The sequence below is a fragment of the Halomonas almeriensis genome, assembly GCF_030409235.1.
In the GTDB taxonomy this organism is placed as follows: Bacteria; Pseudomonadota; Gammaproteobacteria; order Pseudomonadales; family Halomonadaceae; genus Halomonas; species Halomonas almeriensis.
On record NZ_JAUFPO010000017.1, the window covers coordinates 68018 to 92309 of the forward strand.

Consider the following 24292-nt stretch of genomic DNA (forward strand, 5'->3'; position numbering starts at 1 on the left):
TCGAAATGGATACGGCAACAGTCGACAATTTCAGAGAGGCGTTCAGAGGCAGCATCATCCTGCCCGAGGATGCGGCCTATGATGACGTCAGAGCGCTTTACAACGGCATGATCGATAAACGCCCACGGCTGATCGCGCAGTGCACGGATACGGCCGATGTGGCCACGGCCGTGCGCTTCGGCCGCGAGCAGGAGCAGTTGATCGCCGTGCGTGGCGGTGGTCATAACGGTCCGGGCCTGGGCAGCTGTGATGATGGCTTGCTGATCGATCTGTCGCGGATGACGGGGATTCATGTCGAGCCGGACAGTGCAATCGTCAGGGCACAGCCCGGCTGTACCCAGGGCGATCTGGATCATGCCACGCATGCCTATGGGCTGGCCGTGCCGGCGGGCATCGTCAGTACCACCGGTATGGCCGGGCTGACCCTGGGCGGTGGGCATGGATACCTGAGCCGGCTGCACGGCTTGACCGTCGACAACCTGCTTGAGGCCGAAGTGGTGCTCGCCGATGGTCGGATCGTGATTGCCAATATCAACCGTCATGAGGACCTGTTCTGGGCACTACGTGGCGGCGGGGGCAACTTCGGCATCGTGACCAGCTTCCTGCTGCAGGCCCATCCGGTGGATACCGTCTTCGCCGGGCCCATCTTATGGGATCTGGCCCATGCCAGGCAGATCATGGCGTGGTACCGCGACTTTCTGCCCGAGGCGCCCAGACAGCTGGGCATGTTTCTGGGGCTGAAGCGTGTGCCTTCGATGGCGCCTTTTCCGGAAGCGCTGTGGGACCGCCTGGTTTGTGCGTTGCTGTGCTGCCATACCGGGCCCGAGGACGAGGCCATGGCGATCATGCAGTCGGTCAGGGAGGCGCTGCCGGAGCCGTTGATGGATGGCATGACGAGCATGCCATTTCCCGCCTGGCAGTCCGCCTTCGATGCCATCCTGCCCAAGGGCCTGCAGTGGTACTGGAAAGGTGATTTCGTGCACGAGCTCAGCGACAGTGCCATCGAGGTGCATCTCGAGCATGCCGCGCGGATTCCTTCCGGTAGCCTGTCGCTGATGCACCTGTATCCGATAGATGGCGCCGTGCACGATACCCATAGCGATGCCATGGCCTGGCCATGCCGCGAGGCGACCTGGTCGATGGTGATCGCCGGAATCGACCGGGACCCGGCCAGAGCCGAGACCGTGAGCCGCTGGGCGCGCGATTACTGGGAGGCCCTGCACCCGTTCCATGACGGGGGCGGTTACATCAACTTCATGATGGACGAGGGCAGCGAGCGCATTCAGGCGATCTATGGCGCCAACTATCCACGGCTGGCGCGGATCAAGGGGCGCTATGATCCGGACAACACCTTCCGCGTCAACCAGAACATCTTGCCGGACACGACCAGCCAACAAAAAGCCCACCGCTGAGGGTGGGCTTGGCGTGATGCCGAAAGGCCGGCTGGGGCTTAGTTCTTCTTGGAACGCTTGCGCTCGTTCTCGGATAGCAGCTTCTTGCGCAGGCGGACGTGGTTGGGAGTGACCTCGACGATTTCGTCGTCGTCGAGGAATTCCACGGCCTGCTCCAGGGTGAAGCGCACGGGCGGCGTGAGCACCAGGGCTTCGTCACTGCCGGAAGAACGCATGTTGTCGAGCTTCTTGGCCTTGGTCGGGTTGACCACCATGTCTTCGGCACGGTTGTTGATGCCGATCAGCATGCCTTCGTAGACTTCGGTGCCGTGCTCGACGAGCAGCTTGCCGCGATCCTGCAGGGCGAACAGGGCATAGGCCAGGGCCTTGCCGCTGACCATGGAGACCAGCACGCCGTTGCGGCGCTCGACGGAGGCTTCGGGACGCAGCGGGCCATAGCAGTCGAAACGGCTGGTCAGGATGCCGGTGCCTGAGGTCAGGGTCAGGAACTGGCCGCGGAAGCCGATCAGGCCACGCGCCGGGATGGTGAAGTCGAGGCGTACCCGGCCCTTGCCGTCGGGGTGCATGTTCTTGAGCTCGCCCTTGCGGTAGCCGAGCTCTTCCATGATGGCGCCCTGGTGCTGCTCTTCGCAGTCGATGATGACTTCTTCGTAGGGCTCCTGGTTGACGCCATCGATCTCGCGGATGATGACCTCGGGGCGGCCCACGGAGAGTTCGAAGCCTTCACGACGCATGCTCTCGATCAGCACGGCCAGGTGCAGCTCGCCACGCCCGGAGACGATGAACTTCTCAGGGCTGTCGCCCTGCTCGACCCGTAGCGCCACGTTGTGGATCAGCTCCTGCTCGAGGCGCTCTTTGATGTTGCGGCTGGTGACGAACTTGCCGTCCTTGCCGGCGAACGGCGAGTCATTGACCTGGAAGGTCATGGAGACGGTCGGCTCGTCGACGGTCAGCGCCGGCAGGGCCTCGACGTTGCTCGGGTCGCAGATCGTGTCGGAAATCGCCAGGTTTTCGATGCCGGTGATGCAGACGATGTCGCCGGCGGTGGCTTCGTCGGTCTGCACGCGCTCCAGGCCCAGGTGGGTCATCACCTGGCCGATCTTGCCGCGACGCTCCTGGCCTTCCTTGGTGACCACGCTGACCTGCTGGCCGGGACGCATGGCACCACGGGTGATGCGGCCCAGGCCGATGACACCGACATAGCTGTTGTAGTCCAGCGCCGAGATCTGCATCTGCAGGGAGCCGTCGAGCTCGACCTGCGGCGGCTGAACGATGTCGACGATGGCGCGGAAGACCGGCGTCATGTCTTCGGTCAGCTGGTCCGGCTCGTTGCCGGCCACGCCGTTGAGAGCGGAGCAGTAGACGATCGGGAAGTCGAGCTGTTCGTCGCTGGCGCCGAGGTTGTCGAACAGATCGAAGATCTGGTCGATGACCCAGTCCGGACGCGCGCCCGGACGGTCGATCTTGTTGACCACGACGATCGGCTTGAGGCCCTGATCGAAGGCCTTCTGGGTGACGAAGCGGGTCTGCGGCATGGGGCCGTCGACGGCATCGACCATGAGCAGCACCGAGTCGACCATCGACATCACGCGCTCGACCTCACCGCCGAAGTCGGCGTGTCCCGGGGTGTCGACGATGTTGATGTGATAGTCGCGCTCCTCCGGGCTCTCCCAGCGGATGGCGGTGTTCTTGGCCAGGATGGTGATGCCGCGCTCTTTCTCCTGGTCGTTGGAGTCCATGATGCGCTCCTGGGACTCCGCCTTGCGGTCCAGGGTGCCGGACTGCTGGAGGAGCTTGTCCACCAGGGTGGTCTTGCCATGGTCGACGTGCGCGATGATGGCAATATTGCGAAGGTTTTCGATGTTGGAACTTGCGTTCGTGCTCATAGGGTGTGGATCACTAATTTGTACGCACCTATGTACACGTGGTGTTCAGTACCCTAGGCGCGGGGCAGGGAAGTTTAGGGCGCGCATTGTACAGGCTAGCCCGCCTGGGTAATAGCGTATTTGTGTGATACGCGCGGCGGGCCGGGTACAAGGCGCACCACGGTAGGGTTGGCAAGGGCGTGAGTGCGAAGTGCGGGCGGCTGGCCTGGCCGGTCGAGTGCCAGGACGCGGGCGAGTCGCAACGGTGCACCTTTATGGTGCGTAAGGGTTTTTCGTGCCCTGTTTTGGTTCGCTGAAACGGGCCCTGGATGCCCCTGACGCGGGGAATATCGGCCGCGGCATTCATGTGGGGCATTGCACGATATTAAATTTTTCCTTCTTTATCATGCGGTTAATATTTCTTCAGTGTGGCATGCGCCATTTTGGCATGCTTTCTGCTTAATTATTGCAAACGCCACGGTCGTCCTGGCGATTGTGGGCAGTTGCACCACGGCGTGCTACAACAATGGCTGCCCGACCAGCGGTCACGACGCTTTGAAGCCGATTCAGAGTTAACGAGCCAAGCTCATTTGTGGAGGATCTCATGTCCGACAAGACTCTCGCCCTGATTGAAGAGCACGATGTGAAGTGGGTCGACCTGCGCTTCACCGATACCAAAGGCAAGGAACAGCATGTGACCATCCCTTCGCGGGATGTCGATGAGGAGTTCTTCGAGAATGGCCAGATGTTCGATGGCTCTTCTATCAATGGCTGGAAGGGCATCAACGAGTCGGACATGATTCTGCGCCCGGAAGACGGCACCGGCTACCTTGATCCCTTCACCGAAGACGCCACCCTGGTGCTGCGTTGTGACATCATCGAGCCGGCCACCATGCAGGGCTATGAGCGCGACCCGCGCTCCATCGCCAAGCGTGCCGAGGCCTATCTGCAGTCCTCCGGTCTGGGCGACACCGCCTTCTTCGGCCCGGAGCCCGAGTTCTTCGTCTTTGATGAGGTGCACTGGAAGGCCGATGCCGAAGGCGCCATGTACAAGATCAGCTCCGAGGAAGGGGCCTGGGCCACCGACCGCCACGTCGAGGGCGGCAACATGGGCCACCGCCCGCGCGTCAAGGGGGGCTACTTCCCGGTGCCGCCGGTCGACAGCTTCCACGACATCCGGGGTGTCATGTGCAACACCCTGGAAGCCATCGGCCAGAGCGTCGAGGTGCATCACCACGAGGTCTCCAACGCTGGCCAGAACGAGATCGGCGTCAAGTTCAACACTCTGGTGAAGAAGGCCGACGAACTTCAGGAAATGAAGTACGTGGTGCACAACGTGGCCCACGCCTACGGCAAGACGGCGACCTTCATGCCCAAGCCGGTGGTGGGCGACAACGGCAGCGGTATGCACGTTCACCAGTCCTTCTGGAAGGACGGCCAGAACCAGTTTGCCGGTGACGAGTACGCCGGCCTCTCGGAAATGGCGCTGTACTACATCGGTGGCGTGATCAAGCACGCACGCGCCCTGAACGCCTTCGCCAACGCTTCGACCAACTCCTACAAGCGTCTGGTGCCGGGCTTCGAGGCGCCAGTGATGCTGGCTTACAGCGCCCGTAACCGCTCCGCCTCCATCCGTATCCCGTATACCGCCAGTCCGAAGGGCAAGCGCGTCGAGCTTCGCTTCCCGGATCCGACCGCCAACCCCTACCTGTGCTTCGCGGCGATGCTGATGGCCGGCATCGATGGCATCAAGAACAAGATTCATCCCGGCGATGCCATGGACAAGAACCTCTACGACCTGCCGCCGGAAGAGGGCAAGGCCATTCCCACCGTGGCCGAAAGCCTCGATCAGGCGCTGGAAGCCCTGGACGCCGATCGCAGCTTCCTCACCGAAGGCGGCGTCTTCACCGACGAGACGATCGATGCCTACATTGAGCTCAAGTCCGAGGACATCGAGCGCCTGCGCATGACGACGCACCCGATCGAGTTCGACATGTACTACAGCTGCTGAGGCGCGGCCGACTCCGGTATCGACAAGGGCACGCCTGCGGGCGTGCCCTTTTTTTACTGCGTCACCGGCCAGTGGTACCGGCGATGCGTGAAGGCTGCTGGGCCCCGGCCCGGCAAAGGCCGCGGCGCTCATCTATAGTCGGGGCGTGAGCCATGTCGGCGTGGCCAACGCCGGGAGCCTGAGCATGAAGCGGACTGGCCGGCGGGGCCTGGTGCTCTGCCTGACTCTCTTTCTTTCCTTGGCCGCCTCGGCCGAGACACTATATCGCACAACCGATGCCCAGGGGCTGGTGCGCTACTCGGATGATCCGGCCAGCGGCGGCGAGCTCGTCGAGCTGGCGCCGATCAGCATCGTCCCGGCGCGGTCATCGGCCACGTCCACTCCTGCCCCGGCCCCGCAAGACAAGACGGCAGCGCCGCCCTATGCGCGCTTTGCCATTGACGAACCGGCCGATCAGAGCACGCTGCCCAACGGTGCCGCGGGCAATGTGATGGTGCGCCTGGCCATTCGGCCGGCCCTGCGCGCGGGGCATCGGTGGCGTCTGCGGCTCGATGGCGAGCCCGTTGGCCAGGCAACACGTGAGCCGGCCCTGCCGCTCACCAATCTGGCGCGCGGCCGGCACCGCCTGGAGGCCGAGCTGCTCGGTCAGGGTGCACGGGTGCTGCGGCGCTCCGCGCCGGTGATCCTGCATGTGCGGCGGGCCAGCGTTCCCCGGCCCGGGCGCTCCGAGGACACCGGTGCGGAGCCATGAGGCCGGGGCTGGGCCCTGGTGGTGCGAGCAGGGTGGTTTGCCGGCATCCTTCTGTGCAGGCGGGATGCGGGTGCACTAAAATGGTGCGTGACGTATCCCATCACCTTTTGTGAATCCCCATGTCGCGCGGTGCTTCAGGGTGGCGCGCTTTTTGCAGCGGTTTCCATCAGTGCGGCCGAGGCCGGCGTATCGTGCCTGGCGAAACGGTCCCGGCTACCCATTTCCTGATCATCGCGAGCCTGTCCATGTACCAACGCTTGATGGAGCATCTCACTACCGCTGTCCTGCTGCTCGATGGGCGCCTGCAGTTGCGCTGGATGAACCCGGCTGCCGAGGCGCTGCTGGCGATCAGTTTCATGCGGGTGCAGGGCCAGGCGTTACCAGAACTGGTGACCAGCGTTGAGGACATGGGCGAGCTGCTGGCCAAGGCGCGTGACGAGTTTCACCCCTTCACCCAGCGTGAGGCGCGCTTGACCCTGGCGACCGGCGAAACGCTGACCGTGGACTACACCGTCACGCCGCTGACGGCCGACGAGCTGCTCCTGGAGGTCGAGCCGCGTGATCGGCTGCTGCGCATCTCGCGGGAAGAAGCCCTGCAGACCCGTCAGGAGACCATCAAGGTGCTGGCGCGGGGGCTGGCCCATGAAGTCAAGAACCCGCTGGGGGGCATCCGCGGGGCGGCGCAGTTGCTCGAGCGCGACCTCGGAGACTCGCAGTTGACGGAGTTCACGCGAATCATCATCGAGGAGGTCGACCGGCTGCGCGACATGGTGGATGCCATGCTCGGTCCTAATCAGGTCGGGCGGCATGCGCCGCTGAACATCCACAAGGCGCTGGAGCGCGTGCGCTCGTTGCTGGTGGTCGAGCAGCCGGGGGTGACCATCATCCGCGACTATGATCCGAGCCTGCCGGAACTCACCGGCGATGAGGCGCAGATGATCCAGGCCATCCTCAATGTGGCGCGCAATGCCGTGGAGGCCATGACCGAGTCCGCGGTGCCGGCGCCCAGCCTGATGCTGCGCACCCGGGCGCGCCGCCAGTTCACCCTGGGCGCCGAGCGACACCGTCTGGTCTGCGAGGTGTCGCTCATCGACAACGGCCCAGGGATTCCGGAGCGGCTGCGCGAAACCCTTTTCTATCCCATGGTCTCGGGGCGCGCCGAGGGCAGTGGGCTGGGGCTGTCGATTGCTCAGTCGGTCCTGCACCGCCACCACGGGCTGATCGAATGCGACTCCGCGCCCGGCCATACCGAATTCCGCCTGCTTATTCCGTTGGAGAAACCTCATGAGTGAAGCCGCTCGCGTCATGATCGTCGACGACGACCGCGCCATCCGCTGGGTGCTGGAGCGGGCGCTGGCGCAGCCCGACCTGGCGGTCGAGTGCGTCGAGCGTGCCGATCACGTCCTGCCACGCCTGCTCGAGGAGCCACCGGATGTGCTGGTGACCGATATCCGCATGCCGGGCATCGACGGCCTGGACCTGATGGCCCGGGTGCGCGAGGCGCATCCGGATCTGCCGGTGATCGTCATGACGGCGCACTCGGATCTCGACAGTGCCGTGGCGTCCTATCAGGGCGGTGCCTTCGAGTATCTGCCCAAGCCCTTCGATGTGGACGAGGCCCTGGCCCTGGTCCGGCGTGCCGTGGCGCATGCCCGGGAGCGCCAACGACCGACCACCCCGCCCGAGGGACTGGAGACCGAGATCATCGGCGAGGCCCCGGCCATGCAGGAGGTCTTTCGGGCCATCGGCCGGCTGGCGCAGTCGCACATCACGGTGCTCATCAACGGCGAGTCGGGGACCGGCAAGGAGCGCGTGGCGCAGGCGCTGCATCAGCACAGCCCGCGCGGCAGCAAGCCCTTCATCGCCCTGAACATGGCAGCCATTCCCCGCGATCTCATCGAGTCCGAGCTGTTCGGCCACGAGAAGGGCGCCTTCACCGGCGCCACGGCGCAGCGTCAGGGGCGATTCGAGCAGGCCGATGGTGGCACCCTGTTTCTCGACGAGATCGGCGACATGCCGGCCGAGACCCAGACCCGGCTGCTGCGCGTGCTGGCGGATGGCGAGTTCTATCGTGTCGGCGGCCACACCCCGGTCAAGGTGGACGTGCGCATCATCGCGGCGACTCACCAGCACCTCGAGGAACTGGTCCAGGAGGGGCGTTTCCGTGAGGACCTGTTCCACCGCCTCAATGTGATCCGCGTGCATCTGCCCAAGCTGGCCGACCGCCGCGAGGACATTCCGCGGCTGGCCCGGCACTTCCTGATCGAGGCTGCCAAGGAGCTGTCGACGGATGCCAAGGTGCTGACCGAGGACGCCGAGGCGCATCTGACTCGCCTGCCCTGGCACGGCAATGTGCGCCAGCTGGAGAATACCTGCCGCTGGCTGACCGTGATGGCCTCGGGGCGCGAGGTCATGGTCGAGGACCTGCCCCCGGAGTTGCGCGAAGCTTCAAGCGGCGGGGCCTCCGGAGACTGGCGCGTGGCCTTCCGCGACTGGGCGGACCGTGCCTTGGCCGCCGGCCACACCCACCTGCTGGAGGAAGCCGTGCCCGACTTCGAGAAGATCCTCATCGAGACCGCCCTCAAGCACACCGGCGGGCGCAAGGGCGACGCCGCCGAGCTGCTCGGCTGGGGCCGCAACACCCTGACCCGCAAGCTCAAGACGCTGCTGCCGGAGATGGCGGAGGATTGAGCTAGCGAGCCACGAGCCACGGGCCACGAGCTGCGAGATTCGAGCCGCGTGTCTCGCGTGAGGTTTTGGAGGCTGAGCGGCTGGGGCCACCATCCTGCTCGTTTCTCGTTTCTCGTTCCTCGCTACTTCTGTTGGCGTGCCAGCGGCTGGGTGCGTTTTTCCAACCAGGCCAGAGCGTCGCCCTCGAGCTTGGGGGCGAGCCGTTCGCGGACCTCGGCGTGATAGGCGTCGAGCCAGTCGATCTCGCTGGCGTCGAGCAGGCTGGGCTCGATGCAGCGGGTGTCGATGGGGCACAGCGTCAGTGTCTCGAAGTACAGGAAGTCACCGAACTCGCTCTCGCTCGCCGGTCGATTGGCCACCAGGTTCTCGATGCGGATGCCCCATTGGCCGGGGCGGTACACACCGGGCTCGATGGAGGTGATCATGCCCGGTTGCATGGCGGTGTGCGGGGCCGTGGGTGCCTGCCAGGCGATGACCTGCGGGCCCTCGTGTACGTTGAGGAAGTAGCCCACGCCATGCCCGGTGCCATGCCCGTAGTCGCGGCCGGTGCGCCACAGCGGCGCCCGGGCGATGGCGTCGAGCTGCGCCGAGGGAATACCGTGCGGGAAGTGGGCACGCGAGAGCCCGATGGTGCCCTGGAGCACCAGGGTATAGTCCTCGCGCTGTGCCGCGCTGATCTCGCCGACCGGCACCACCCGGGTGATGTCGGTGGTGCCGCCGGGGTATTGGCCACCGGAGTCGATCAGCAGCAGGCCATTGCCGGCGATGGTTGAGTGGGCCTCGGGGGTGGCGTGATAGTGCGGCAGGGCGCCGTTGGCATTGAAGGCGGCGATGGTCGAGAAGCTGCGGCTGACGAAGCCGGGGCGTGCGGCACGTGCGGCGGTGAGCTGCTCGTCGATGGTCAACTCGGTGACCGTCTCGCCGCGCTCGAGCGCCGCTTCCAGCCAGGCGAAGAACTCGCACAGGGCGACGCCGTCCTCTTCCATGGTCTGGCGGACGTGCTTGAGGTCGTTTTCGCTCTTGCGCCCCTTGAGCAGGGTGCTGGGCTGGTAGGCCTCGATCAGGTCGGTCATGCCCGGCAGGGCCTCGCGGGTGCCCAGGGTCAGGCGGGCCGGGTCGATCAGCACGCGCGATGCCTCGGGCAGTGCGGCCAGACGAGCCGCCCACTCCGTGTAGGGCGCCACCTCGATGCCATCGTCGGCGAGCGCCTGCGTCAGCGAGTCATTCAGCTTGCCGGGGGCGATGAACAGCGTCGCGCTCTCGCGGCCGAGCAGCAGGTGGGCCAGAAAGACCGGGTTGAAGTCGACGTCGTTGCCGCGCAGCTGGGTCAGCCAGGCGATATCGTCCAGCGTCGAGATGGGGTGCCAGTCGGCATCATGCTGGGCCATTGCTTCGCGCACGCGGGCGAGACGCGCGGCGCGGCTCTCGTCCAGATAGGCTGGATCGTGGGCATAGAGCGGCGCCTCGGGCAGGGCAGGGCGGTCCGGCCAGATGGCGTCGAGCAGGTCGCTGTCACCGTGCAGCCGGATATCCGCGGCCGACAGGGTCGCTTCCAGCCGCCGGGCACTGGCCAGAGAAACCACCTGGGCATCGAAGCCCAGGGTGGCACCGGCGGGCAACTGCTCGGCCAGCCAGTCGATCGGCGCGTCGCCCTGGCCGGGGTGGAGCTTCATCAGCTCGATGCCGCTGCCGGCCAGCTGTGCTTCGGCCTGGACCCAGTAGCGGCTGTCGACCCAGAGGCCGGCGCGCTCCTGCGTCACCACCAGGGTGCCCACCGAGCCATCGAAGCCTGACAGCCAGGCGCGGCCACCCCAGTGCGCCGGCAGGTACTCGGAGTTGTGCGGGTCGGAAGACGGCAGCCACCAGGCATCGATGGCGTGTTCGCGCATGGCCTCGCGCAGGGCCGCCAGACGGGCTGCCGGGGTAGCAGGGGCTTCACTGGACATGGGTCGGGCTCCGGTTGCAGAGGGATACGATGACAGCGTCTGGACCATAGCATATTGCGACTCGGCACTGCGCTCCCCGAGGGAGCCGTGTTTTCCTAACCAAAAGGGGCATGGGCGAAATGCTGGCTGGCGTCCTATATTGCAGCGACCGATCGCTTGTCACCCGCGGCATCGGGCTGGCCAATGTCATGCAGGGGCTGGCGCTGGGGGTCGAGGACTACGAGAGCGCCATCGGCGGGCTGGGCGGTTGCCCCTTCGCGCCCGGCGCTTCGGGCAATATCGCCAGCGAGGATCTGGTCTACCTGCTCGACGAAATGGGCATCGACAGCGGCCTGAGCCTCGACAGCATGATAGAGGCCGCCGGTATCGCCTCCCGCCTGATGGGTCGGACGCTGCCGGCCCAGGTTTCCCGGGCGGGGGTTTCCCGGGCGGGGCCGCGCCTGGCGCTGCATGATGCTTCCGCCGCTCCCACTGCACGAGGATGATGATGTCAGATACGCCGTCCCGGTCCGGAGGCTCTCTCGAGGGCATTCGCGTGATCGACCTGACCCGGGTGATTTCCGGGCCCTTCTGTACCCAGATGCTGGGCGACCATGGTGCCGAAGTCATCAAGGTCGAGCCGCCCGGCCGGGGCGACATCGTGCGCTCCCAGGGCAATATGGTGAACGGCTTTAGCTGGTACTTCGCCCAGTTCAATCGCAACAAGCGCTCGCTGACGCTGGATCTGCGTCAGGAGGCGGGCAGGGAGATCCTCTGTCGCCTGCTGGATGACGCCGATGTGCTGGTGGAAAACTTCCGCCCGGGGGTCATGGCCAAGATGGGGCTGGATGACGCCACCCTGCGCGAGCGCTTTCCCCACCTGGTGGTGGGGCGCATCAATGGCTTCGGTTCCACCGGGCCTTATCGTGACCGGCCGGCCTACGACTTCATCGCCCAGGCCATGAGCGGCTTCATGGGCGTCAACGGGCCGCCGGACGGCGAGCCCATGCGCGCCGCACCGCCGATCAGCGACATGGTGGCCAGCCAGAACCTGGCCTTCGGCATCAGTGCGGCCCTGGTGCGACGCGCGCGCACCGGGCAGGGCGAGATCGTCGAGACGGCGCTGACCAATGGCCTGATCAGCATGATGGGCTACCTGGCGGCGGAGTACTTCGCCACCGGCGAGGTGCCGCAGCGCACCGGCAATGACCACCCCATGCTCTATCCCTACGGGCTCTTCCAGGCCAGCGATGGCGAGGTCGCCATTGCGCCGAGCAATGACATCATGGTCGAGCGTTTCCTGGGTGCCCTGAACATGCAGGAGCTGCTGGAGGAAGAGCGCTTCGCCGACAACCGCCGGCGCATGGCCAACCGCGAGCCGCTGCGCGAATTGCTCAACCGGGTCATTTCACAGCGCAGCGTCGAGGAATGGATTGCCCACTTCAATGAAGCCGGTGTGCCCTGCGGGCGTGTGCAGGACCTCCAGGAGACCTTCGAGGATCCCCAGGTGGTGGCCCAGCAGATGATGCTGCAGCTCGACCAGGGCGAACACGGCCAGGTGCCGACCACCGGTTTTCCGGTGAAGATGAGCGAAGCGCCAGCTGACTTGCACTTTCCGGTGCCCCGGCTCGGCGAACACACCGCGAGCCTGCTCGCCGAGCTGGGACTGGATGACGCCGCCCGGCAGGCCTTGAGGGACCAGGGCGTTATATAAGCCATACCTGGTGCACGCACTAACACAGCTAGGACGCACGACAGGAGCGCAAAAATCCGCGCCAATGGCTGGGCGCGACCGGGCCTTGGTGCCAGAATGGGCGTCTCAAGGAGGCTCCATGACGCAGATGACCTGGGAGCGCCTGCTCGACCCGGCCCGCCTGCACGATGAACGCGGCGTGGCGCGCGGCGAGACAGGCCGTAGCCCGTTTCACAAGGATCACGATCGCATTGTCTTCGCCGGCTCGTTTCGTCGCCTGGGGCGCAAGACCCAGGTGCATCCGCTGACCGACAACGATCATATTCACACCCGCTTGACGCATTCCCTGGAAGTGGGCTGCGTGGGGCGCTCGCTGGGCATGAGTGTCGGCGAGGAGCTGCACCACCGCCTGCCTGCCGGTATCACGCCGGCGGATCTGGGGGTGATCGTGCAGGCGGCCTGCCTGGGCCATGACATCGGCAACCCGCCCTTCGGCCATGCCGGGGAGTACGCCATCCGCGACTGGTTCAAGCGGGCCGCCCTGGATGGCAGTGGCCTGCTGGACGGCCTTTCGGACATGGAGCGTGAAGATCTGCTGACCTACGAGGGCAATGCACAGGGCTTTCGTATCGTCACCCAGATCGAGTACAACCAGTTTCGCGGTGGCATGCGCTTGACCGGCGCTACCCTGGGGACGCTGCTCAAGTACCCGTGGGCGGTGGATCATGGCGGATCGCGGGGCAAGTTCGGCTGTTACCAGAGCGAGCTGCCGTTGCTCAATGAGGTGGCCGACCGCCTCGGTCTGCTCCCCCAGGGCGAGAACCGCTGGTGCCGGCATCCGCTGGCCTGGCTGGTCGAGGCCGCCGATGACATCTGCTATGCGTTGCTGGATCTCGAGGATGGCCTGGAAATGGGCATCCTGCGCTTCGAGGAAGTGGCCGATATCCTGACCCAGATTGCCGGTGGCGAGCCGCCGGATTATGCCACCATGCGCGAGGATGGCGTCTCCCAGCGGCGGCGCATCGCCGCCCTGCGCGGTGCGGCCATGGAGCAGGCGGTCAAGGAGGTGACCAGGGTCTTCGTACAGCACGAGGGCGAACTGCTGGCCGGCACCCTGCAGCATGACCTGCTGGAGCTCTGCCACCCGGACCTGGACTGGGGTGTGAAGGCCGCCAAGGATCTGGCCCGTGAGCGCATCTTCCGTAATGAGCGCAAGGCCAAGCTGGAGATCGGCGCCTACACGACCCTGGGCATTCTGCTTGAGGCCTTCATCGGCGCCGCGCACGAGCTGCACCACACCGGGCACTCCAACTTCAAGCACCAGCGGGTGCTGGCGCTGATCGGCGAGAACACGCCGCTGCGCTCCTGGTCGCTGTATGACAGCTATCGCCGCATGCTCGACTTCATCGGTGGCATGACCGACCACTACGCCGTGGATCTGGCCCAGGAGATGGGCGGGCGTCTCAAGGGCGACTGAGCGGCCGGCCGCGGTTCAGGCGCGAATGGGCAGGGAGACGCCGTCCGGGTAACGACCGGCGCCGCTGGCGCTCAGCACGCGCTGGATGCATGGCGAATTTTCTCGAGATGCTCGAACATGTGATCGGGCTTGATATAACGCACACCGGGCATGCCCAGGGTGCGAAAAACATCGAATGTGATCAGATTCATGGATAGAAGATCTATATCTCTGTCGGGGCTAGCGGACTATTATCCGCGCCGATGCCGCTGGCAAGCACTACTCACTGCCTGGTCCTCAGGGGGGCGGTTTCGTCTGGCGATGGCGCTGATGCTGGGCATCAGTCTGCTGGGCTCACTGCCGGCCATGGCCAAGACGCCCGGCGAAGTGGGGTCGATCGCGGCCGAGGGCTTCGATCACTACACCCTGGCGTTGACCTGGCACCCGGGCTTCTGTGCCACTCGCCATGATCCGCCCCGCGAGTGTCGCGAGGCGAGCTTGCGGCGTGGCAGCGAGACCGGCTTTGTGCTGCATGGGCTCTGGCCGTCTCTGCCGCATCGGCTGGATCAGCGTGGGGTGGAGCGGCAGCGCTGGCGGCGGCAGGGGTGTTTCATCGAGCGTGAGCGTCCCGCCGGCGGCTTCTGTGGGCACCCGACGCTGGGGCTTAACGAGGGACTGGATGCGCAGCTGGACGTCGTCATGCCGGGGCGGGCGAGCTGTCTGGGGCGCTACCAGTATGCCAAGCACGCGGCCTGCCTGAGGCTCTCCGCCGAAGACCTGTTCGGCGCCTCGGTGGCGCTGGTCGAGGCGGTCAATGCCAGTGTCTTCACCGACTTCGTGGTCACCCAGCGTGGCGGCGAGGTGCGTCGCAATGACCTGATCAGTGCCTTCGAGTCTGCCTTCGGAGAGGGCCGCGGGCGCGCTCTGCGCCTGGAGTGCGGGGGAGGCGGTAACCGGCTTTTGACCGAGGTGCGCATCGGTATCGATGCTCAACGCCTGACGGACTTTCCGGCGCCGGAGAGCCTGGTGAGGCTGGGCCTGGGGAATTGCCCGGCCCGGGTCAAGATCGCGGCCTTTTAAGCCGTCTTGCCCGGGTTCGACAGCGCATGCTGGCGCAAAACGCGGATGACGGCGTCGTGGGTCGCGTCGTCGAACGCCCGGGCCGCTTGCCGGTTCGAGGGCGGCTGGTCGAGATAATCGGCCAGTCCCTCGCCGTTGACCACCAGCAGGTCGCCGGCTCGGTCGGCCTGCTCGATCTGCCATCCGGGCATGACGAGTACGCCCTGTACCGGCACCGACTGACCGGTCCGCTCTTCCAGCCAGCTGGCCAGCGAGCGACTGGCCTGACGGGTCTCGCGTAGCGGCTGGCGTTCCTTCCAGCCCGGGAATCGCAACCGGTCTTCTTCCACGACTACGACATTGCTCTGCTCGCCGGAGGGCAGCACGGCCGGCGTGCGGGCGCGCGTCTCGATAGCGAAGACGCCCTCCGGCGTGACCGCGACATGGTCCAGGCTGGTGTCGAGACTGACGTCGTGGAAGACGAAGTAAGGGTGGGCCTCCGGGCGGATTAAGCGCGACAGCTCCTGGCCCACGGCCAGTTCGCAGGCCAGCCCCAGCTTGAGGCGTCGGATGCGCTGGAAGTCGCGGATCAGGCGCAGGCAGAAGACCAGCACCAGGACGGTCGAAAGGGCGCCATAGAGGCTCCACTCCAACCAGTTCTGCTGGTCGGCGAAGAGCATGCGCCCCATGCCGTAGACCAGTGGGGTCAGGGTGATGATCGGCCCCAAGGCGCCATTCAGGAACAGGCCGGTGAAGGCCTGGTCGAGCCGGTCACGCAGGGATTGTCCCGGTTCACGCAGGCGATGGGCATCGAACGGCGAGCTGACCCGGGCGTCATGCAGGTTGCGCAGGGCAAGCACGACCATGGCGGTGGCCGCGAGCGGAAACAGAAAGATCAGCGGTAGCAGGTATTCTAGCCAGGCCATCGAAAGTCCTTGCCCAGGATAGGAAACCCATTCTAGACAACTTCGGTCCAACAAGGCCATTCTCGAAGCTCGACAGCCAAGCAGGGAGCCCCATGCAGCAAGACTCGATCGCCTCACTGGCCGTCTTCATGGCCGATACGCCGGGGCTGGCCGTATTGACGGGGGCGGGCATCAGCACGGCCAGCGGCATCCCCGATTACCGTGACGACCAGGGTGACTGGAAGCGCTCGCCGCCCATGCAGCATCAGGCATTCATGTCATCCACGGCGGCACGTCAGCGTTACTGGGCACGCGCCCTGGTTGGCTTTCGCACCCTGCACGAGGCACAGCCCAATCTGGCTCACCATGCCCTGGCGCGCCTTGAGCGGCAAGGCAGCATTGCCGGGATCATTACCCAGAATGTCGACGGGTTGCATCAGCGTGCTGGCTCTCGGCGAGTCATCGACCTGCATGGGCGCGCCGATGTGGTGCGTTGCATGAGCTGTGGCGCGACGCGCCCGCGTCAGGATCTGCATGACGAGCTGGGTAGCCTCAACCCGCAGTGGCTGGCGCTGGGGGCGCATGCTGCGCCGGATGGCGATGCTGACCTGGAACGGGATTTCAGCGACTTTCGGGTACCGGCCTGCGCCGGTTGCCGTGAAGGCATCTGGAAGCCGGATGTGGTCTTCTTCGGCGACAGCGTGCCGCGCCACACGGTAGAGGAGGCCTTCGCGCTGCTGGATGAAAGCGCTGGCCTGCTGGTGGTCGGCTCGTCGTTGATGGTCTATTCGGGGTATCGGTTTGCACGCCGGGCGTCCCAGGCAGGGCAGCCCTTGGCGTGCCTCAATCTGGGCCGCACCCGAGCCGATGACCTCTTTGCGGTGAAGGTGGCCGCCAGCGCCGAGCAAGGCCTGGCAGCGCTGGCGGAGCACCTCGAGGCGGTCTCGCCGGCTCCCTGAGCCGGTCGCGGCCGCCTCAGCGGCGCATCTCGATGCCGTTGTCGGTCATGTGGCGCTTGGTTTCAGGGATGCTGTATTCCCCGAAGTGAAAGATGCTGGCCGCCAGTACCGCGTCGGCCCCGCCGTCCTTGATGCCTTCCACCAGGTGGTCGAGGTTGCCGACGCCGCCGGAGGCGATCACCGGGACACTGACCGCGTCGCTGATGGCACGCGTCACGCCGATGTCGAAGCCCTGGCGGGTGCCATCGCGGTCCATGCTGGTCAGCAGCAGTTCGCCGGCGCCCAGTTCGACCATCTTCTGTGCCCATTCCACGGCGTCGAGCCCGGTGGGGCGACGTCCGCCATGGGTGAAGATTTCCCAGCGCGGGGTCTCGCCGTCCGCGGAAACCCACTTGGCGTCGATGGCCACGACGATGCACTGGCTGCCGAAGCGTTCGGCGGCCTCGTACACGAAGTCGGGGTCGTGCACGGCGGCGGTATTGATCGAGACCTTGTCGGCACCCGCATTGAGCATGGTGCGAATGTCGTCGCAGGTGCGAATGCCACCTCCCACGGTCAGCGGGATGAAGACCTCCCCGGCGATGCGCTCGACCATTTCCACCGTGGTGGCGCGGTCCTCGTGGCTGGCGGTGATGTCGAGGAAGGTGATCTCATCGGCGCCCTGGTGGTTATAGCGCTGGGCGATTTCCACCGGGTCACCGGCATCGCGGATACCCACGAAGTTGACGCCCTTGACCACCCGTCCGGCGTCGACGTCCAGGCAGGGAATGATGCGCTTGGCGAGTCCCATGATTCAGCTCTCGGTTCGGTGGCGGGTGAGTTCATCGCACAGCCGCTGGCCCTCGGCCAGGTCCAGGCTGCCTTCGTAGATGGCACGGCCGGTTATGGCGCCGAGGATACCCGGTTCCTCGGCTTCCACCAGGGCGCGCAGGTCATCTAGGTTGGTGACGCCGCCGGAGGCGATGACCGGCAGGCCGCCCTGGCGGGCCAGTTCGGCGGTGGCCTCGATATTGACCCCGCCCATCATGCCGTCCCGGGCGATGTCGGTGTAGACGATGGCTGAGACACCGTCGTCGGCGAAGCGCTTGGCCAGCTCGGTGGCCTTGAGCGTCGATACCTCGGCCCAGCCATCGGTGGCCACGAAGCCATCGCGGGCATCCAGGCCGACGGTGATGTGGCCCGGGAAGTCGCGGCACATCTGGGTGACGAAGTCCGGCTCCTTGACCGCCTTGGTGCCGATGATGACCTGGGACACGCCGGCGTTCAGGTAGTGCTCGATGGTGGCGGCGCTGCGGATGCCGCCGCCGATCTGGATCGGCAGCGTGGGGTAGGCGCGAGCGATCTCGGTGACCGCCTCGCCATTGATCGGCCGTCCTTCGAAGGCGCCGTTGAGGTCGACCAGATGCAGGTGCCGGGCGCCGGCCTCGACCCAGCGGGCCGCCATGGCGACCGGGTCGTCCCCGTACGTGGTCGCGTCATCCATGCGCCCCTGCTTGAGGCGAACGCACTGGCCATCCTTGAGGTCGATGGCGGGAATTACCAACATGTTGAATCCTCCAGAGCGGGCGCCGTTCAGGGCATCCATTGAACGAAGTTTTCGAGCAGCCTGAGGCCGGCGCGGGAGCTCTTTTCCGGATGGAACTGCACCGCGAAGGTGGCATCGCGTCCGGTGGCGACATGGGCCTTGACGCGGCCGTAATCGGTGGCGCCGAACAGCACACTGTCGTCCTCGACCTCGACATAGTAGCTGTGCACGAAGTAGAAGTGCTCGTTCTGGTCGATGCCTTCCCAGAGCGGATGCGACTGATGCTGGTGCACCAGGTTCCAGCCCATGTGCGGCACCTTGCAGCGATTGCCGCTCTCGTCGCTCATGTCGGCGGGGAAGCGGCGTACCTCGCCGGGCATGAAGCCCAGGCAGTCGACGCCGTCATTTTCCTCGCTGTGCTCGTGAAGCATTTGTTGGCCGACGCAGATGCCCAGCAAGGGCTTGTTCTGGCGGGCCAGCAACTCGTCGACCATGCCGCGCAGTTCGGTGCGTTCCAGCTCGCCGATGCAGTCGCGAATGGCGCCCTGGCCGGGCAGTACCAGCCGCGTGGCGCCGTGGATGCGTCGTGCGTCACGGGTGATCACGACGTTTTCGTGGGTCACGTGCTCCAATGCCTTGGCGACGGAATGCAGGTTGCCCATTCCGTAGTCGATGACGGCAATGGTCATGGGAACTTCCTCGTATCAGTCGACGGGTTCAGGAAGCACGGCGTGAAGAGAGGCGGAACTGCCCTCCCGATGGCACGGTGCTTGGCGTGTCTGTCGAGTGCCGCTGTCACAGGCTACCCTTAGTGGACGGCATGCGGCCTGTCATGCGCGGGTCTTCGGCGGCGGCCATGCGCAGCGCGCGGCCGAAGGCCTTGAAGATGGTTTCCGCCTGGTGGTGGGCGTTGTGGCCCTTCAGGTTGTCGATATGCAGCGTCACGCCGGCATGGTTGACGAAGCCCTGGAAGAACTCCTGAAACAATTGGGTGTCCATCTGACCCAGCACGGCACGCGTGAACTCGACGTTCAGGAACAGGCCAGCGCGTCCCGAGAAGTCTATCACGACTCGTGACAGGGCTTCGTCCAGAGGCACATAGGCGTGGCCGTAACGGTAAATGCCGCGCTTGTCGCCGATGGCCTCGGCGACGGCCTGGCCCAGGGTGATGCCCAGGTCTTCGACCGTGTGGTGGGCATCGATGTGCAGGTCGCCGCTGACCTGCATGTCGATGTCGACAAGGCCATGCCGAGACACCTGGTCGAGCATGTGATCGAGGAAGTGGACACCGGATGTGCCGGTCAGTTGCCCCTCTCCGTCGAAATTGAGGGCGACCGTGATCTGGGTTTCCTGGGTATCACGGCTGACCGTGGCGGTACGCTCGGACATGTTGGGTCTCCAGCGCCGGGGCGCTTGTCGGAATTGGGCCGGCCGCGAGGGCTCGAATAGCCGCGGATGCCCGGGTGGGGCGGCGACGCTTTGCCATTATAGTGAAACGCCACCCCGATCCGCTACAATGCGAACCACTCAGCGGTAGCGGCATCCGCTGCCCCCCCAACGCGAGGATCCTGCATGCCGGTCACGCTCCAGCGAGTCGATCAGGCCGCCTGGGAGGCAGATGCCCAGGTGCGAACCGATCTTCTGCGCATCTATAAAGACGCCCCCGCCGAGCGCATGCCGCAGGCGCCGGAGGACTTCGTGAGCGAGCATCTGGCCGAGGCGGCCCGTTTTTTCTGCTGCGCGCATTTCAATGACCGGCTGCTCGGGGCGGTGGCCGTGACGCCCCAGTCCGAGGCCTGGTGGCTCGGCCACCTGTGTGTGCGCAAGTCGACCCGGCGCCGCGGGGTCGGGTCGCGACTGCTTACCCTGACGCACCAGTCGGCCAGCCAGGAAGGGCGTCAGCTGCGCGTGATAAGCTCGCAGCTGGCCATGGCGGACCAGCTGCTGCTGAGACGCCTGGGCTATCGTCTGACACAGACGGGTGATTATTTCGAACTCGACCTGCCGCCCAAAGGAGCCGGGCCATGAAGCGAATCCTGCGTACCCTGTTAGCCACCATCGGCATTCTGGGCCTGGTGGCGGTGGCAGCGGTGGTCTTTGTCACGACCTTCTTTGATCCCGATGATCTCAAGCCGCGTCTGGTCGATGTGGTGCGCGAGCACAGTGGCCTGGAACTGGAGCTTGATGGCCCGCTCACCTGGTCCTTCTACCCCCGCCTGGGGGTGAGTGTCGCCTCCGCGGAGGCCAGGCTGCCCGAGCAGGGCCTACAGGATCGCCCCTTTGCCGCCTTTGAGCACGGCGAGGTCAGCCTGGCCTTTGCGCCGCTGCTGGGGGGCGAGATCGCCATCGAGGGGCTGACCCTCGATGGTCTGCGCCTCAACCTGGAGCGTGATGCCGAGGGGCGTGGCAACTGGCAGGGGCTGGTCGACCGCCTGCGCGATCGTGGTGAACAAGCTGAGCAGGCCCTGGCGCCGGCCAGCGCCGGCCCGAGCCCGGATGGCACGGTGCTTTCGGTCGCGCTGAACATTGCCAGCGTCCAGGTCCGCCAGGGCCAGATCCATTACCGGGATCGCCAGTCCGGCAATGAAGTCACCCTGCAGCAGTTCAGCATGACGGGCAGCAACGTCAACCCGGATGAAGCCTTTCCGCTCAATGCCAGTCTGCGCCTGGTCCTCGACGACAGTCGGGCCAATGAAGCGCCGCTGCTGATCAGTGATGTCACCCTCAAGACTCGGGTCGACCTGGGGCTGGCCGAGGGACGACATGTGCTCCAGAAGCTGACCCTGCAGGCCGATTCACGCTTTGCGGGGGATGAGTCCACGCAGAAGGCCAGCCTGAATGCCGCCGAGGCGATCTTCGACCAGGATCAGCAGCAGCTCGAGCTGACCGATGGCCAGCTGGATGTCAGCCTGCTCGACCCGCGGCTCGGCGAGAAGCGTCTGCCACTGGCCATAGGCTTTCAACTGGATGCCGACCTGGCAGAGCAGACGGCCCAGCTCCGCGAGATCACGCTGACCGGCCCGGATGGCCTGGAAGCGACGGGCCGCCTCAAGTTCAGCGAGCTGGTGCCGACCTGGGCCTATGCGGGCCAGGTCAGCCTCAAGCCGCTGTCGCTTCGCCCCTGGCTGACACGCCTCGATGCCCTGCCGACCACCTCCAGTGACACCGCCCTCGACTCGCTGGGGCTGACCAGCTCGCTGGAGGGCGATCGCCACGGCCTCACGCTCAGCGACCTGACGCTGAACCTGGATGACCGCACCTTCAACGGGCAGCTGGGCGGGCGCTTCGATGGCTCGCGCCTGATGCTCGACCTGCAGGGTGACGGCCTGAACCTGGATGCCTATCTGCCGCCCCAGGCGCCCGATGCTGAAGGCCAGGATAGTGCCAGCCTGAACCCGGTCGAGCAGGCGCATGCTCAACCGACCTCGGGCCTTTTGCCAGCGGACTGGCTTGGCGGGCTGGACCTTGATGCCAGCCTCGAGCTCGGCGAGTTGCAGCTGCTCAAGCAGTCATTCCGGGATGTGGTGCTGCGCCTGCAGGGTGAACAGGGCCAGCACCGGCTGACACACTTAGAGGCCGGTTTTCATGAAGGCCGGCTGTCTGCCACCGGCGTCCTCGATGCGCGCCAGAGCCCCCTGGCTTGGCAGCTTTCGCCGACGGTCAGCGATGTTCGCCTGGGCAGCCTGATGGCGTCACTGGCCGAGCAGCCCACGGCCATCCAGGGACGGTTGCAGAGCAGCGGCTCGCTGGAAAGCCAGGGCAACACCCTCCCCGAATTGAAGCGTGCCCTGAGCGGCCGGCTGGATGCCCGGCTCGACAAGGGGCAGCTTGGTGAGGTCAACATCTCTCGCCAGCTTTGCAGCACCGTGGCCAGTCTCGAAGGCAAGCGCACCAGCCGCGAATGGCAGGCAGTCACGCCGATCGAGTCGGCCCGGGCGAGCTTCGTGATTCGCGATGGCGTGGCGCAAAGTGATGACCTCAGCGCGTCGATTCCGGGGATCGGTATCGAAGGCCAGGGTCAGCTCGACGTGGCCAGTGAGCGCTTCGACCTGAATGCCCGGGCGCGCTTTACCGACACGGTCGATGCCGCCTGCGAGGTCAACCCGCGCTTGCAGGAGGTGCCTTTCCCGGTCCACTGCGAGGGGCAGTTGAGCGGTGACAGTGCCCAGTGGTGTCGCTTCGATCGTCAGGCGCTTCAGGCCTCGCTCGGCGCCCTGCTGCGTGAGGAGGTTTCCGAGCGTGCCGGCGAGGAAGTCAACAAGCGACTCGACGATGCCATGGATCAGCTCGAAAACAGGACGGGCAGTGAACTTCGTAACGCCATCGAGAGTCTATTGAAGTGAGCAAAGCGTAAGCCAGTCCCTGCGCCGGTCCCCGCGATCGGCGCTTTTTTGCGTGTCGAGCCCGACCATGACCGAAATACCGCCCGCCATTCTGCCACCCGAAACCTTTCAGCGACGCCTGCTGGACTGGTTCGACGTCCACGGTCGGCATGATCTGCCGTGGCAGCAACAGCGAACGCCCTACCGGGTCTGGGTCTCGGAGATCATGCTCCAGCAGACCCAGGTGACAACGGTGATTCCCTATTTCGAGCGCTTCATGGCGCGCTTTCCCGATGTTGCCGCGCTGGCCGGGGCTGAGCAGGACGAGGTACTGCACCTGTGGACCGGCCTTGGCTATTACGCCCGGGGGCGCAACCTGCACAAGGCGGCACGCGTGGTCATGGACGAGCATGGTGGGGCATTTCCGGTACACAGCCTCGAGGCCATGGCCGCCCTGCCGGGCATCGGGCGCTCCACGGCCGGGGCCATCATCGCCCAGAGCACTGGTCAGCGTGCGGTGATTCTGGACGGCAACGTCAAGCGCGTGCTGACCCGTCTGCACGGCGTGGAGGGCTGGCCGGGCCGGCCGGCGGTGGAACGTCGTCTGTGGGCCCTGGCCGAGCATTACACGCCGCACCAGCGAGTGGTCGACTTCACCCAGGCCATCATGGACCTGGGCGCGACCCTGTGTCGGCGCGGTCAGCCGGACTGTGGTCGCTGCCCCTTCGAAGCGGACTGTGTGGCCAATGCTAGGGGCGAGCAGAAGCGCTTTCCGGAATCCAAGCCCAGGAAGGCCACCCCCACGCGGGAGACCCTGATGTTGTTGCTGCAGGACGAGCATGGGCGCGTCCTGCTTCAGCAGCGGCCCTCCAGCGGTCTCTGGGGCGGGCTCTGGAGCCTGCCGCAGTTCGACGACATGGCATCGCTGAAGGCCTGGCGCGACCAGCATGCGGCCGGGGCCGAACTTGCTGCCTGCTGGCCGACCTTCACCCATGTGTTCAGCCACTTCCGTCTGCAGATCACGCCGCAACCGGCGAGGGTAGCGCGGCGCGATAGCGTCGCCGAAGGCTGGCACTGGTACGACCCGGCCGAGCCGTCCAGCATTGGCCTGGCCGCGCCGGTGAAAGGCTTGCTGGAGGCGTTGCAACCCTTCACCCTGTCAGCTCCGGCAGGCCACGCCGACCCGGATTGAGACCCTGCTTCAGCCAAGGAGCCATCGCGATGAGCCAGACCGTATTCTGCCGCAAGTATCAACAAGAGCTCGAAGCGCTGCCGTTTCCGCCGCTACCCGGCGAGAAAGGCCGCGAGATTCAGGCCAGTGTGTCCAAGCGTGCCTGGGACGAATGGCAGGCACAGCAGACACGGCTGATCAACGAAAAACACCTCAACATGCTCGACGCCACGGACCGCGCCTATCTGATGGAGCAGATGGAACGCTTCTTCGACAACCAGGAGACCGACCAGGCGGAAGGCTACGTACCGCCCGAGGCGTGACCCGCCGCTGAACAGGGCCGAAAGACTGCCTGGGCGAACGCGTCAGTCAGCCGATTCGGCGGTTGTCTGAAACGCACAGAGAGAATTGCACGGAAAAGGTTGACGCAAAACGGGATTTGGGGTTTAATACGCACCGTTGGCGCGGCCAGATAGCTCAGTCGGTAGAGCAGTGGATTGAAAATCCTCGTGTCGGCGGTTCGATTCCGTCTCTGGCCACCACAAAT

21 protein-coding genes and 1 tRNA gene are annotated in these 24292 nt (G+C 65.5%); 15 read left to right on the forward strand and 7 right to left on the reverse strand.

Annotation, left to right across the window (positions count from 1 at the left end; all coding sequences use genetic code 11):
• Window positions 1-5: 5 nt before the first annotated feature.
• Window positions 6-1412: an FAD-binding oxidoreductase gene (locus tag QWY74_RS12775; protein ID WP_264826946.1), complete on the forward strand. Its 1407-nt coding sequence runs from the start codon at window positions 6-8 to the stop codon at window positions 1410-1412.
• Window positions 1413-1450: 38 nt separating this feature from the next.
• On the opposite strand, the gene typA is transcribed toward QWY74_RS12775, so the two are convergent.
• A complete protein-coding gene (typA, locus tag QWY74_RS12780; RefSeq protein ID WP_264826945.1) occupies window positions 1451-3298 on the reverse strand; it encodes a translational GTPase TypA in 1848 nt (615 codons plus the stop codon).
• Window positions 3299-3881: 583 nt separating this feature from the next.
• On the opposite strand from typA, the gene glnA reads away from it, so the two are divergent.
• From glnA to glnG, 4 genes are all read left to right on the forward strand, one after another.
• The gene (glnA, locus tag QWY74_RS12785; protein WP_264826944.1) at window positions 3882-5288 is read left to right on the forward strand and encodes a glutamate--ammonia ligase; all 1407 of its coding nucleotides are present in this window, start codon (window positions 3882-3884) and stop codon (window positions 5286-5288) included.
• Between the two features lie 184 nt (window positions 5289-5472).
• Window positions 5473-6039 carry a DUF4124 domain-containing protein gene (locus QWY74_RS12790; protein WP_264826943.1) on the forward strand — a complete coding sequence of 189 codons (567 nt, stop codon included), beginning with the start codon at window positions 5473-5475 and terminating at the stop codon, window positions 6037-6039.
• Between the two features lie 245 nt (window positions 6040-6284).
• Window positions 6285-7331 (forward strand): nitrogen regulation protein NR(II), encoded by a 1047-nt coding sequence (gene glnL, locus QWY74_RS12795; RefSeq protein ID WP_290314453.1) that lies wholly within the window; start codon window positions 6285-6287, stop codon window positions 7329-7331.
• The gene (glnG, locus tag QWY74_RS12800) at window positions 7324-8730 is read left to right on the forward strand and encodes a nitrogen regulation protein NR(I) (protein ID WP_290314454.1); all 1407 of its coding nucleotides are present in this window, start codon (window positions 7324-7326) and stop codon (window positions 8728-8730) included. The genes glnL and glnG overlap by 8 nt, the downstream gene beginning before the upstream one ends.
• A gap of 122 nt (window positions 8731-8852) precedes the next feature.
• Here glnG and QWY74_RS12805 read toward each other — a convergent pair whose 3' ends face one another.
• On the reverse strand, window positions 8853-10676 hold the full coding sequence (locus QWY74_RS12805) for an aminopeptidase P family protein (protein ID WP_290314455.1): 1824 nt from the start codon (window positions 10674-10676) through the stop codon (window positions 8853-8855).
• 119 nt (window positions 10677-10795) lie between these two features.
• Here QWY74_RS12805 and QWY74_RS12810 point away from each other — a divergent pair, with 119 nt between their 5' ends.
• The 4 genes from QWY74_RS12810 to QWY74_RS12825 all read left to right on the forward strand — a co-directional run bounded on the left by QWY74_RS12810 (window position 10796) and on the right by QWY74_RS12825 (window position 14884).
• A complete protein-coding gene (locus QWY74_RS12810; RefSeq protein ID WP_290314456.1) occupies window positions 10796-11161 on the forward strand; it encodes a beta/alpha barrel domain-containing protein in 366 nt (121 codons plus the stop codon).
• Between the two features lie 2 nt (window positions 11162-11163).
• Window positions 11164-12369, forward strand: coding sequence for a CaiB/BaiF CoA transferase family protein (locus QWY74_RS12815; RefSeq protein WP_264826937.1), 1206 nt, complete (start codon window positions 11164-11166; stop codon window positions 12367-12369).
• A gap of 118 nt (window positions 12370-12487) precedes the next feature.
• Window positions 12488-13825, forward strand: a complete 1338-nt coding sequence (locus tag QWY74_RS12820) for a deoxyguanosinetriphosphate triphosphohydrolase (RefSeq protein WP_264826935.1) — start codon at window positions 12488-12490, stop codon at window positions 13823-13825.
• A 189-nt stretch (window positions 13826-14014) separates the two neighbouring features.
• Entirely contained in the window at window positions 14015-14884 is an 870-nt protein-coding gene (locus tag QWY74_RS12825) for a ribonuclease T2 family protein (protein WP_290314457.1), read from the forward strand.
• Here QWY74_RS12825 and QWY74_RS12830 read toward each other — a convergent pair.
• On the reverse strand, window positions 14881-15789 hold the full coding sequence (locus QWY74_RS12830; protein ID WP_264826931.1) for a nuclease-related domain-containing protein: 909 nt from the start codon (window positions 15787-15789) through the stop codon (window positions 14881-14883). The two genes, QWY74_RS12825 and QWY74_RS12830, sit on opposite strands and share 4 nt — an antisense overlap.
• A 92-nt stretch (window positions 15790-15881) precedes the next feature.
• Here QWY74_RS12830 and QWY74_RS12835 point away from each other — a divergent pair, with 92 nt between their 5' ends.
• The gene (locus QWY74_RS12835) at window positions 15882-16727 is read left to right on the forward strand and encodes an NAD-dependent protein deacetylase (protein ID WP_264826930.1); all 846 of its coding nucleotides are present in this window, start codon (window positions 15882-15884) and stop codon (window positions 16725-16727) included.
• A gap of 16 nt (window positions 16728-16743) precedes the next feature.
• On the opposite strand, the gene hisF is transcribed toward QWY74_RS12835, so the two are convergent.
• The 4 genes from hisF to hisB all read right to left on the reverse strand — a co-directional run bounded on the left by hisF (window position 16744) and on the right by hisB (window position 19641).
• Window positions 16744-17517, reverse strand: coding sequence for an imidazole glycerol phosphate synthase subunit HisF (hisF, locus tag QWY74_RS12840; RefSeq protein ID WP_290314458.1), 774 nt, complete (start codon window positions 17515-17517; stop codon window positions 16744-16746).
• Window positions 17518-17520: 3 nt separating this feature from the next.
• Window positions 17521-18273 carry a 1-(5-phosphoribosyl)-5-[(5-phosphoribosylamino)methylideneamino]imidazole-4-carboxamide isomerase gene (gene hisA, locus QWY74_RS12845; protein WP_264826928.1) on the reverse strand — a complete coding sequence of 251 codons (753 nt, stop codon included), beginning with the start codon at window positions 18271-18273 and terminating at the stop codon, window positions 17521-17523.
• A 26-nt stretch (window positions 18274-18299) separates the two neighbouring features.
• Window positions 18300-18941, reverse strand: coding sequence for an imidazole glycerol phosphate synthase subunit HisH (gene hisH / locus QWY74_RS12850; RefSeq protein WP_264826927.1), 642 nt, complete (start codon window positions 18939-18941; stop codon window positions 18300-18302).
• Window positions 18942-19047: 106 nt separating this feature from the next.
• Window positions 19048-19641, reverse strand: a complete 594-nt coding sequence (gene hisB, locus QWY74_RS12855; protein WP_264826925.1) for an imidazoleglycerol-phosphate dehydratase HisB — start codon at window positions 19639-19641, stop codon at window positions 19048-19050.
• Between the two features lie 183 nt (window positions 19642-19824).
• Here hisB and QWY74_RS12860 point away from each other — a divergent pair, with 183 nt between their 5' ends.
• The 5 genes from QWY74_RS12860 (at window position 19825) to QWY74_RS12880 (ending at window position 24287) form a co-directional block, all read left to right on the forward strand.
• Window positions 19825-20280, forward strand: a complete 456-nt coding sequence (locus tag QWY74_RS12860; RefSeq protein ID WP_290314459.1) for an acetyl-CoA sensor PanZ family protein — start codon at window positions 19825-19827, stop codon at window positions 20278-20280.
• Complete coding sequence (locus tag QWY74_RS12865) at window positions 20277-22595, forward strand: AsmA family protein (protein ID WP_264826923.1); 2319 nt, start codon at window positions 20277-20279, stop codon at window positions 22593-22595. Before QWY74_RS12860 ends, QWY74_RS12865 begins: the two co-directional genes overlap by 4 nt.
• A gap of 67 nt (window positions 22596-22662) precedes the next feature.
• Window positions 22663-23766 (forward strand): A/G-specific adenine glycosylase, encoded by a 1104-nt coding sequence (gene mutY / locus QWY74_RS12870; protein ID WP_290314460.1) that lies wholly within the window; start codon window positions 22663-22665, stop codon window positions 23764-23766.
• A 29-nt stretch (window positions 23767-23795) separates the two neighbouring features.
• Complete coding sequence (locus QWY74_RS12875) at window positions 23796-24068, forward strand: oxidative damage protection protein (RefSeq protein WP_264826921.1); 273 nt, start codon at window positions 23796-23798, stop codon at window positions 24066-24068.
• A gap of 143 nt (window positions 24069-24211) precedes the next feature.
• Window positions 24212-24287, forward strand: a tRNA-Phe gene (locus QWY74_RS12880).
• The last annotated feature ends 5 nt before the right edge of the window (window positions 24288-24292 follow it).